An 11,151-nucleotide genomic window follows, 5' to 3' on the forward strand; every position below is an offset into this window, starting at 1 on the left:
CGGAATTTTCTGCCGAAAATTCCGCCCTATTTTACTATCTTCGGTTTACGGCGGAATAATCCTGCGGATTTTTCCGCAACGAAACCATAGCCAAACACGTTGTAAAACATTTGAAAAATGAAAATACGATACAAAAAGAAAAGATTAAAATTCTATCTGATTATGACAATTTTTTGGTTAATATTCGGAGTAGTGAACTTGTTTTTTAATGATTTTGGAAAATGGACATCATATACTTGGTTAGGAATTTCTTTAATGTACATAGCTGTTTATTCATTTGACTATTTTAATCAATATTTAACCATTCAAAACGGAATTATTAAAGAAAATAATCTGTTTGGAAAGAAAATTTCGCTGAATGAAATAAAACGGATTAAAAAATTCGCTGGAGATTATATTCTCAAAACTGACAAAAAGGAACTGACTATCAATACTCAAATAATTGATCCAAACTCACTCGCTGAATTAAATTCGGAATTGGAAAAGCTGAATGTAGAATGGAATTAAAAAACGTTTTACAACACCGGCTATAATCCATTGCTTTGTTGGTTATTTAAACGAATAATTCTTACATTTAACAACCTATGATTCCTACTCGGAAAATCCTGCGGATTTTACTCGCAACGGAATCATAGCCAAACCGTTGTACAACATTTGACCAAAAATGAGAAACTTCACATATATCTTACTGTTTTTTATTATAGTTTCTTGTAAAACCACAAAAACATTAGCAGATTATGGAATTTTGGATAAACGAAATGTTTGTAGCAATGACGATTATAAAAACGGCAATTTAATCTTCAAAATTAAAGATTACGAATTAGTATTTGATTTTAACAACTTTGTAAAGGAACTTGAATCCTATGAAAAAGAAACTTCAACTGACTTTTCAAAAACATTAAGAAATAATTATTTCAATCAAAAAAATAAAATATTATTAAGTAAAATCGATCAAGAATATTTTATTAACGGAACTGAATCGGTAAAATTTGATAACAGTTTCGGAATAAATATATCCCTCGATAACTTATATAAATCAGGTAAATTTTATTTAAAAAACACTAAAAACATACAATGCGCGGAATATGAACATTGGCAACCTCATGAACAAGGGACAATTGACTCAAAATGGATTATTGACAGAAAAGTTGTTAATGAAATAATTTTCGGATTTGTAAATTAAAAAACGTTGTACAACAATGTATAAAAATAATGCGTAAGTTTATTTCTAAATCGAAAGTTAGTGCTTGTTTGCTTGCATCTGATTTTCCTTCGGAAAATCCTCGCACTCAAACTACGCACTATTCTTATACGTAACCGTTATGCACAAGTTGACAAAACCGAATGAAAGCGCAAATCGAGAAACATAAAGTAAGCGGAAAAGTTTACGTTTGGACTTATAAAGACAATAACCGAAATTATCCAGGTTGGAATTTTACGGCTGACTTAAAAGCAAGTGAAAGTCTCTCGGAATTATTGAATTTAATGTCTGATTGCGAATGGTCGACTAAAAAGAAAATAACGACTGAATTGCCAACTCAAGCGCAACTGAACGTGCCGAATAATCAAAACGGAATTGCTAAATGGAAATCTAAACCGAATCTGACTCTGAATTACAAAACGTCTGAATCGGAAAATCATTGGCTGATTAATGAGCTTGATAACGGAATTGAAATTCAGTTCGGCAAAGAAAAACTGACTGAATTACAAAATGCAATAAACGGAATTCCAAAAGGGAATGGAGATTTTGCAATTTCAGACCAAAACGAGGAGAACATTTTGTACTTCTGGTGGAATTTAGAAAAATAAAAAACCAGTGCATAACAACGGCTATAATTCATTGCTTCCGACTTTCCTCGCGGAAAGTCCTCGCAAATTTGCTATCTTCGGTTTACGGCGGAAAATCCTAGCGGATTTTCACGCAACGAAACCATAGCCAAACACGTTGTGCTTCATTATGACCAACCAATAACCAATGATAAAATTCTTTAGAAAAATTAGACAAAATTTAGTTTCAGAAGGAAAAGCTGTAAACTATCTAAAATATGCCATCGGAGAAATTGTACTTGTCGTAATTGGAATTTTAATTGCGCTCTCAATTAATAATTGGAATGAAAACCGAAAAGAACAAAACCTCTTGCAAACCTACTACAAACAAATTCTTAAGGATTTAGATGAGCAAAAAAAATATTCGACACAAACCATTATTCAATTGGATTCCAGTATTGTGTCTTACGAGACATACATCCAATTATTTAAAACAAAAAATCTAACTGTTAATGAGGCAGTAGATGCACTCAATAAAATAGAGAGAGTTTCTCCCTATCTTAACTTTCGTTTCAACACTATGGAAACTTTACAATCTACAGGGGACATTAAGATTATTCCTGAAGATTTACGAAACAAGCTTATTACGCATAAAAGCAAATTGGATTCTTGGACAACAGTAAATAATGGGAATTTGAATATTTATCTAACTGGAGTTTTGAAATATGGTGAAAAAGGATTAGGTGCTTTTATTCCTCGATTGAAAAATCAAACCAATATCCAACAAGCGATAGATAAACATATCAATCCGATTGAAACTATTCTGTCTGCTGAAAGTGCATTTATTATTAAAACATATACTGAAACAAATACTCGTGACAGATTAAAACAAGTACTTGAGAACATAAAAATAATGGAAGACATAATTAAACAAGAATTAAAAGTGAATAAATAACGAAAGCACAACAATGTATATAAAAAATAGGCCAAATAGTAGTAAAAATGAGGCTTTTGGCTCACATCAAACTTTGTGTTTAACCGAAAGTTTAGAGCTTCGAAATCGCCAACTTTTCATATACTAACCGTTGTACACAAGCTGTAAAAACCACTAACCAAAATAAATTATGAAAAAAGTATTTGCACTTATAATTTTAATTCAGTTTTCTAATATTGCTATTGGACAAGAAAAAAAAGATTTCTCGCTTTCCTTTAATCATATGGCTTTATCAGTCAAAGACGTAGATGTGTCAGCTAAATTTTATACTGATGTTTTGAATTTGAAAATAATCCCATTGGACCCAAAATATAAAACCGTAAGATGGATTTCATTGGGTGATGGAAAGGAATTACATCTATTATCAGATTTAAAAGATGTGATTAAGACCAATAAAGCTGTTCATCTTGCTTTATCAACAACAGATTTTGATGCATTTGTCCAAAGACTAACTGAAATGAAAATTAAATACTCTGATTTCCCTGGGAACCTTAATAAAATTAATGTTCGCCCTGATGGAATTAAACAAGTATTTTTTCAAGACCCTGATGGATATTGGATTGAAGTGAATAGTATAAAAAAATAAAGCCTGTGTACAACAACGGCTATAATCCATTGCTCGCTATATGCTAAACCAAAAAACAGTATATTTAACTTGGCTCGATTCCTACTCCGAAAATCCTACGGATTTTCTTCGCAACGGAATCATAGCCCAACCGTTGGCACACATATGAAAAAAACATTTGTTTACATATTAATTTCCCTGTTTTCAATAGGAACTTTAAGTTCTCAAACAGATTGTGAAACAATTTTGTCGAAAGAGATAAATTTAACTTTTAACGAAAAAAGTGATTTAGATATTCTCAATAATACTTTTTCAAAATTAATCAATTGCGGTTTAGAGGAAATTGATGTTGAATTCTTTGCTAACGGACCTATTTTAGCTACTTTACTAATCCCAATAATAAATGAAAACAAAGGAAAAGTAACCTATCAAAATTTGTTTGACAAAATATTAGAATTTAAACAGACCCCTAAATACAAAGAAGCTATTGACATTTTTAAAACTTCTAATGAGCTTTCAAAACGAAAAATTGACTTGAACAATTGGAGTGAAGACAAAAAACTTCTCCAAAAAATAGAAGTCTTGTCTAAATATTGTGATGAATTTTATTTGTATTTAAAAGAAAATGATTACTCGAATAAAACTTACAAAGAAGCTTGGGAAGAATTTGCTGAAACAAAATCAAAATTCCAACCAAAATCAGTTAGCGAAAATACAGCAGAATTCCTTAAGTTGCTTGAAAACCAAGGAAATTTAGAATTTCAAGACCTATTAAATCAATCAATTAAACTAAATAAACCTTTACTTTTATATTTTACAGGTTATGCCTGTGTCAACTCAAGAAAAATAGAACAAAACCTATTGCGAAATGCTGAAATTGTAAGCAAGCTAAAAGATGATTTTGTTTTTGTTAGTCTTTACGTAGATGACCGCAGTGAATTACCACAAAAAGAATGGATAACTGATAAAAGCTCAGGAAAAGTTGGAAAAACAATAGGTTCAAAATATGCAAAATTGCAGAAAGATATGTTCAATACTAACTACCAACCATATTTTGTAATACTTGACCAAAATGGGAAAAAGCAAAAAGAACAGGGATATACAACGGACATTGAAATATTAAAAGATTTTTTGAGAACATCTGAATAAAAAATACGTGTGCCAACACCGTGTAAAAATAATTGCTTGGTTCTTGCCTACTCGGAAAATCCTGCGGATTTTCCTCTGGTTCGTTCCATTTTTAGTAAGTTAGTTGCTCGCACACGCAACTATCCTTACACATAAACGTTAGCAAACATATAAACGAATGCGGAAAATCTATTTAATCTTTATTCTGATTTTAACTTTCAATTATTCTCAAACCGACAGCCGAATTAAGGAATTTGAAAAAATATTGGGAGAAAGACAGACCAAAGCATTGAATCTACTTGTATCCGATTTCGAAAAGAATTTAGATACGCTCTACCCTGACTTATCAACGGACAAGGCTTACAAAAAATATCTGACCGACATAATTGCCGATTCAACAACCGATTGGGAAAAATTTAAATTCCAGTCCGACAAAACTAACTCGGAATTTCATCAGAGCGGTTTATGGGATGATATTTATATAAAAGATTCCGACACTCTAATAAAGCGATATTGGGATATGAGAGAGAGTGCAGGAATGTTAAGCAACGAGCTTTTCGTTAGTGGAACTTTAAGTCTTGAACCTGACTTTAATAACTATTTTCATAAAAGAATCGTTGTTGTAGAATATAGTTTTTAAGAATAAAATACGTTTGCTAACACCGGCTATAATCCATTGCTAGTTTTTAGTTAATTGAAAAATTCTTACATTTAACAACCTATGATTCCTACTCGGAAAATCCTGCGGATTTTACTCGCAACGGAATCATAGCCAAACCGTTGTAAGCAAGTTGGAAATCACTTTCTAAAACATATTGGAAATGAAAAAAGTAAAATTGATTTTAAACTTAATTCTGATCTTATCACTATCAAGTTGTTCAATAAATATTATGAAATACTCTGTTATGAGTAATAAAGAATTGAACATTCAAAATACTGACGGAATTAAAGTTAGTGGATATTCTAACGCATGGTTTAAAAGCCAACGTAGAGCAGTTAAAGAAGCAACTGACAATGCATTAAAACAAGCTGGGGCCGAATATGACTTATTAATTAACGGAACGATTGAAATGGAATATAAAGTTCTTTACATAAGATATCGAGTAAATGGAACAGCTTATAAATCATCGGACTTAATAAATAAATACGGAAAAGTCGGTTTTGAGAAATGGAAAAAGGAAAAAACTATTTTTGACCGAAATGAAATTGCATCTGAATAAAAACCAGCTTACAACACCGGCTATAATTCAGCGTGGCTTGATGGTTAATCTAACGAACTTTTCTTACTTTTAACAATCTGACTTCTCTGCGTAATAGTCCTGCGGACGATTCCACGCCGAAATCATAGCCAAACACGTTGTGGCTAATTAAACAAAAAATGAGAATAGCATTAAAATTATCTCTGATTTTTATACTGGCAATTCAATGTAAAAGTGTTGAAGAAAATAAACAGTCAGAAAATGATTGGGTGGAAACTCAAAAGTCGAGAGACTATTTTGATTACGCTGTTTACATTCAAAAACACCCTAAATCAAAAAATGTTGAGGAAGCATTATCCGAATATTTGTTTTTGCGAGATAGCGTAGCAGGTTTTTTAGGATGTGGAAAGTACAATACATCTCTAAGTTTTGTAGATGAAGAAAAAGTACTATTTGACGACGAATTAAAAAGTATAGATTCTCTAAGTTTTATAACATTTGAATATTTGAAAAACGGAATTCCTAATGTGTCACCACATAAATATAATGTTCAAATTCCGCAATCAAAAATGTGGGATTCAATCTCGAAAGTTCATTTTGACATATTGTTTTATGACAAGCCTTTTCCTATAAAATCACTTAAACTTGCATTAAGCGAAGTAAGTGACGGAATTAATTCTTATAAAAATTATTTGTCAAATAAATGGTATCGCTTACCATATAACAAATTGACAAACGAAAAGAAAAATGGTATTGATGAGCTAAATGATTCGAGATTTTCATTCTTCGATTTTTCTCAAATGAAAGGCAAAAGAATGATTCTACCGACAACGTCAGAATTTGATATAAACGAAGAAGATAGCGAGCAATAACTAGCCACAACAACGGTAACCGTTGCACAAGGCCATGATTTCAGAAAACACAACTCCAAATAAGGGCTTTTAAGCCTGTTTTACTTTTTAGATTGTTGCGATTGTCATCTTTTTTGGTGGTCTAAAAGCGATGTTATTTAACTTATAAAACGCGTTTTTTAGCGTTTGAATAAAAGCGAGCATTCCTGCTCCACTTTTTATGCGTTTTTGTGTGAATCTTAAATACTTCTTGAGGTTGTAAGCCATTGCGGAGAGGTGCATACACTTGTTAGCCTGTTTTAATCCTATGGTATTTACCTTTCTTAGTCCCATAAATTGTGTAAGTGTACCAAATACGGGCTCTACGGTGCTTTGGCGCTTGCCTTTCATATAGCGTCCCTGCGAACTGTTGACGCGTTGGTTGTTGCGCTCATATTGGTCGCGGTAGTAGGTAACGCTAAACTTCTTTTCTTGTGCGGTTTTGCCCAAACATTGGGCTTTTAAATCGCAGCCCACACAAACGTGTTTGCGTGCGCGGTATTCTTTCTTTCTGGTTTGGGTACGACTGTCCAAAAACTCCTTTGTAAAGGGTATGACCTTACCTCTTAAGCATATGTAGTGATCTTGTTCTTGGTTGTAGATAAATCCTTCTAGACCCCCTTTGTAGGTGCCGTGCGGTGGTATAAAACTTTTTAGGCCTATCTGTTCCAGGAAATCATAGTTTTCTCCGCTACTGTAACCTGTATCGGCTACACAGTTTTCCCAAACCATACCTGCTTTCCACAGTCTGGTCTTTACGCGTTTTACAATATCTGGCAGTTGTTGGTTGTCCTTGCCATCGGCATGATAGGCATGTATATCGGTGATCACATGATGGGCGGTATCCACAGTGAGCTGACTTAGGTAATTGAGCTTTCTGGCCTTGCCAGGTTTTACACTGATGCGGGCATCGGGATCGGTTGGGCTGTAATGGGTCTTGTTGGAGGTGTAACGGCTGCCTTTGTTTCCTGATCCTGGGCGCTGGTCTTGCTCGTCTGACCATTTCTTGTTTCTGCTATCTATGGCCTGAAGTTCTTTTTTGCTGGCTGAAAGGCTTTGCTGTGATTCATCGGCCTTATTGTTTTTGGCTTTTCGTACCGGGGCGTCTTTATCTCGTTTACTGATGTGCCGTACCTTTTGTAAATGCGCCGATAGTTCTTCTTGTGGCACCTTTAGTTCCAATGTGTCCATAGAGGCATTGGCTTTTACGGGAGCACTGTCTATGGCCTGGGTATGTCCGCTTACCATCCCCGCTTGGACGCACAAATTAAAAACTTCTGTGAAGCATGTCTCAAAAACAGCTTCTGGGAATAACTGATGGGTTCGGCTTATGGTGCTGTGCCAAGGCAGTTCCTCATCGATGTCATAACCTAAAAAATACAAAATGTCCATGCGCATCCCACAATGTTCTACTAACTGTCGATGGCTGTCAATGTTCTCTAAATAACCCACTAAACAAAATTTAAAAAACACCACTGGATCTATACTTTTTTGTCCGCTACGGCCATAATAATCCTGGGTAAGATCATAGAGAAAGTTCAAATCCAAGGCTGCTTTTAAGCGTCTGTAAAAATTGTTGGCGGGTATGCGCTCGCTCAATTGAAATGAATTGAAAAGCTTCTCCTGATAGGTCTTTTTTCCTTGCATACCAACAAATTATAAATTTTATTGCCCCAAAACACATTATTCCATTAACTTTATCAACAGAGTTGTGCAACAAGCACAATGGCTATAATCCATTGCTTTGTTAGCTAATTAAAGAATAATTCTTACATTTATCAATATATGATTCCTACTCGGAAAATCCTGCAGATTTTACTCGCAACGGAATCTTAGCCAAACCGTTGTGAAACATTGACAACATCATGGATATAGGTATAGAAAAATATTCGATCCGGATTTGTTTGAAGCTGATTCTTGCTATTAGTGTTTTTGGATGTTCCATAAATAACAAAACAGGTAAGGGCCTCGATTCTGAAATTCCATCATTAAATGGCAGCGGAGTGGTTTATCGCAGCACCTTCACCTATGAGTTTCTAAATACTGCCAAGACTGATACCATCGTTGACTTTCAGCATTATGCTGTTCCAGAACAAGCCGCCTTCCCGACTAATACCTTTGAAGGCAGATTACGATTTGGTGATTTGGGCCGCAGAGGGACAAATAAATTTATAATCGAGGATAGCACCAGTGCAATTTCGCAGGACGAATGGGCCGATATTCTGTTATTTGACTTTGAATTTATTCAACAAGGTTCTTACATCATTCCACTAAAGAGGGGCTTTCAAATGAACGAAGGCACGTATTATGAGTTCATTGTTGAGCCCGGTCGGGTTTGGGACGAAAATGGAGATAATGGTTACAGTAGAGTATCAATTCCATTTGCCCTGAAGGAAAAAAATCAAAATTGTATTTATAACGGTGCCATGTCATTCTTATTTAAAAACGATGGCTCTACTTCCTCACTTGTGTTCCAGACAGCAAGTGAAACATGCCCTTACCGCAAAGTCAATATTTGGGGTACTGTCAAAGCTGATTACACACCCTATCCCATTCCCGAAAAAGAGCAGTACATCGAGAAATACATTCGTGAAGTGAAGGGACGCATACCAGTAAAACCGATTTCCGAATTAGAAAAGGATTATCCTGGAGCGGACCCTATTCAATTTAGTTCTCCCACAGAGGTGAATTCTCAGGATATGACAATCTATGGCTTCTTGATTGATGGTGTACATTACCTGAGTACACCCGAAACACGTTATGGGACCTACCCATTTCCTGAATCACTGAGTATTCCTTCCTACTCCACTGCAAAAAGCATAGCCGCAGGGATAGGATTGATGCGTATGGAGAAATTGTATTCGGGCAGTTCATCAACAACAATTGCTTCGGTCGTTCCTGAAAGCGTTGAAAGCGGGAACTGGGCTGATGTTACGTTTGTAAATGCTTTGGATATGGCTACCGGTAATTATTTGGAATCCCGTGACACGAATGATGAAGACATCTATTTAGAAACAGAATGGGAGGGCCTTAACTTCTTTTTGGATTTAGATCATCAATCAAAACTTTCATTTTCCATAAATCGATTTCCAAGGAAAAGTACTCCCGGAGAACAGTTTGCCTATCATACTTCAGATACCTATTTGCTCGGAACAGCCATGAATGCTTATTTAAGATCTATTAGAAACAGTCCAAAAGCCGATTATTTTCGTGATTTGGTTGTTGAAGATATTTTGAAACCGATTGGAACCAGCCCTGGCAGCTGGGAAATTGCAAGGACATATGACTCAGTAGCCCAGCCATTTTCTGGATATGGATTGGTTTTTTTACCTGATGATATCGTCAAAATCTGACATTTTTTGCTTAGCGGTGGTATTATTAACGGAGAACAAATACTTGATACAAAGATGTTATCAGATGTAATGAATGCCTCCACCTCCAGCGTTTTGAGTACTAGCTGGAATGCCCTGAAATATTCCAAAGGGTTTTGGCTGCTGGATCTATCTGAGATTCAATCTTTCGGAAATTGTTTAGTGTCAGAATCCGAATTGATTCCTTATATGAGTGGTTATGGTGGAATCAGAGTATTCTTATTACCAAATGGTACGGTCTATTATTACTTTAGTGATAATTTTGAATATGCAGGCCTTGAAGGCGTTAAAGAATCAAACAAAATCAGGAGTTTTTGCAACTAATCAGTTCACAAAGAACGTGTCACAACATTGTATAAGAGCAATAGCGGGTGAAGTGGTAAAATCAAGGCCTGTACATTTAATAAACTTTTGGGGTGGCGGACCGGTAATTGCCCTGAAATCCGCAACAGCTCTTATACTTAATCGTTAGCAAACATATAAACGAATGCGGAAAATCTATTTAATCTTTATTCTGATTTTAACTTTCAATTATTCTCAAACCGACAGCCGAATTAAGGAATTTGAAAAAATATTGGGAGAAAGACAGACCAAAGCATTGAATCTACTTGTATCCGATTTCGAAAAGAATTTAGATACGCTCTACCCTGACTTATCAACGGACAAGGCTTACAAAAAATATCTGACCGACATAATTGCCGATTCAACAACCGATTGGGAAAAATTTAAATTCCAGTCCGACAAAACTAACTCGGAATTTCATCAGAGCGGTTTATGGGATGATATTTATATAAAAGATTCCGTAACTGGATTAAGACCAAATGCAATTGGTAATTATATGAGAGCCTTATATAAAATAAAAGATTCCGACACTCTAATAAAGCGATATTGGGATATGAGAGAGAGTGCAGGAATGTTAAGCAACGAGCTTTTCGTTAGTGGAACTTTAAGTCTTGAACCTGACTTTAATAACTATTTTCATAAAAGAATCGTTGTTGTAGAATATAGTTTTTAAGAATAAAATACGTTTGCTAACACCGGCTATAATCCATTGCTAGTTTTTAGTTAATTGAAAAATTCTTACATTTAACAACCTATGATTCCTACTCGGAAAATCCTGCGGATTTTACTCGCAACGGAATCATAGCCAAACCGTTGTGTGTAAGCTGATAAAAGTATCGTAAATGACAAAAGAAAGTGCTGGAAAGATTGGAATTAAAATTGCGACAATATCTGT

Annotated in this window: 13 protein-coding genes; 12 read left to right on the plus strand and 1 reads right to left on the minus strand. The window is 34.8% G+C overall.

Going from position 1 to position 11,151, the window contains the following annotated elements; all coding sequences use genetic code 11:
* Nucleotides 1–162 precede the first annotated feature (162 nt).
* The 9 genes from IEW94_RS16560 to IEW94_RS16600 all read left to right on the plus strand — a co-directional run bounded on the left by IEW94_RS16560 (nucleotide 163) and on the right by IEW94_RS16600 (nucleotide 6,525).
* Nucleotides 163–507: a hypothetical protein gene (locus tag IEW94_RS16560; RefSeq protein ID WP_229669563.1), complete on the plus strand. Its 345-nt coding sequence runs from the start codon at nucleotides 163–165 to the stop codon at nucleotides 505–507.
* 157 nt (nucleotides 508–664) lie between these two features.
* Complete coding sequence (locus IEW94_RS16565; RefSeq protein ID WP_188655172.1) at nucleotides 665–1,183, plus strand: hypothetical protein; 519 nt, start codon at nucleotides 665–667, stop codon at nucleotides 1,181–1,183.
* Between the two features lie 161 nt (nucleotides 1,184–1,344).
* Nucleotides 1,345–1,809, plus strand: a complete 465-nt coding sequence (locus IEW94_RS16570) for a hypothetical protein (protein WP_188655174.1) — start codon at nucleotides 1,345–1,347, stop codon at nucleotides 1,807–1,809.
* A 166-nt stretch (nucleotides 1,810–1,975) separates the two neighbouring features.
* On the plus strand, nucleotides 1,976–2,722 hold the full coding sequence (locus IEW94_RS16575; RefSeq protein ID WP_188655192.1) for a DUF6090 family protein: 747 nt from the start codon (nucleotides 1,976–1,978) through the stop codon (nucleotides 2,720–2,722).
* A gap of 169 nt (nucleotides 2,723–2,891) precedes the next feature.
* Nucleotides 2,892–3,347 carry a VOC family protein gene (locus tag IEW94_RS16580; protein ID WP_188655176.1) on the plus strand — a complete coding sequence of 152 codons (456 nt, stop codon included), beginning with the start codon at nucleotides 2,892–2,894 and terminating at the stop codon, nucleotides 3,345–3,347.
* A 144-nt stretch (nucleotides 3,348–3,491) separates the two neighbouring features.
* Complete coding sequence (locus IEW94_RS16585; protein WP_188655178.1) at nucleotides 3,492–4,475, plus strand: thioredoxin family protein; 984 nt, start codon at nucleotides 3,492–3,494, stop codon at nucleotides 4,473–4,475.
* Between the two features lie 157 nt (nucleotides 4,476–4,632).
* Entirely contained in the window at nucleotides 4,633–5,094 is a 462-nt protein-coding gene (locus IEW94_RS16590; RefSeq protein WP_188655180.1) for a hypothetical protein, read from the plus strand.
* A gap of 265 nt (nucleotides 5,095–5,359) precedes the next feature.
* The gene (locus IEW94_RS16595) at nucleotides 5,360–5,674 is read left to right on the plus strand and encodes a hypothetical protein (RefSeq protein ID WP_188655182.1); all 315 of its coding nucleotides are present in this window, start codon (nucleotides 5,360–5,362) and stop codon (nucleotides 5,672–5,674) included.
* A 158-nt stretch (nucleotides 5,675–5,832) separates the two neighbouring features.
* The gene (locus IEW94_RS16600; protein ID WP_188655184.1) at nucleotides 5,833–6,525 is read left to right on the plus strand and encodes a hypothetical protein; all 693 of its coding nucleotides are present in this window, start codon (nucleotides 5,833–5,835) and stop codon (nucleotides 6,523–6,525) included.
* Between the two features lie 87 nt (nucleotides 6,526–6,612).
* Here the strand turns inward: IEW94_RS16600 and IEW94_RS16605 are convergent, their stop codons facing one another.
* Nucleotides 6,613–8,190 carry an IS1182 family transposase gene (locus IEW94_RS16605; protein ID WP_229669564.1) on the minus strand — a complete coding sequence of 526 codons (1,578 nt, stop codon included), beginning with the start codon at nucleotides 8,188–8,190 and terminating at the stop codon, nucleotides 6,613–6,615.
* A gap of 218 nt (nucleotides 8,191–8,408) precedes the next feature.
* On the opposite strand from IEW94_RS16605, the gene IEW94_RS16610 reads away from it, so the two are divergent.
* From IEW94_RS16610 to IEW94_RS16620, 3 genes are all read left to right on the plus strand, one after another.
* Entirely contained in the window at nucleotides 8,409–9,896 is a 1,488-nt protein-coding gene (locus IEW94_RS16610; protein WP_188655186.1) for a serine hydrolase domain-containing protein, read from the plus strand.
* 69 nt (nucleotides 9,897–9,965) lie between these two features.
* On the plus strand, nucleotides 9,966–10,238 hold the full coding sequence (locus IEW94_RS16615; RefSeq protein WP_188655188.1) for a hypothetical protein: 273 nt from the start codon (nucleotides 9,966–9,968) through the stop codon (nucleotides 10,236–10,238).
* A 163-nt stretch (nucleotides 10,239–10,401) separates the two neighbouring features.
* Complete coding sequence (locus IEW94_RS16620) at nucleotides 10,402–10,929, plus strand: hypothetical protein (protein WP_188655190.1); 528 nt, start codon at nucleotides 10,402–10,404, stop codon at nucleotides 10,927–10,929.
* The last annotated feature ends 222 nt before the right edge of the window (nucleotides 10,930–11,151 follow it).

It is taken from the genome of Yeosuana aromativorans (assembly GCF_014646655.1).
Taxonomy (GTDB): domain Bacteria; phylum Bacteroidota; class Bacteroidia; order Flavobacteriales; family Flavobacteriaceae; genus Yeosuana; species Yeosuana aromativorans.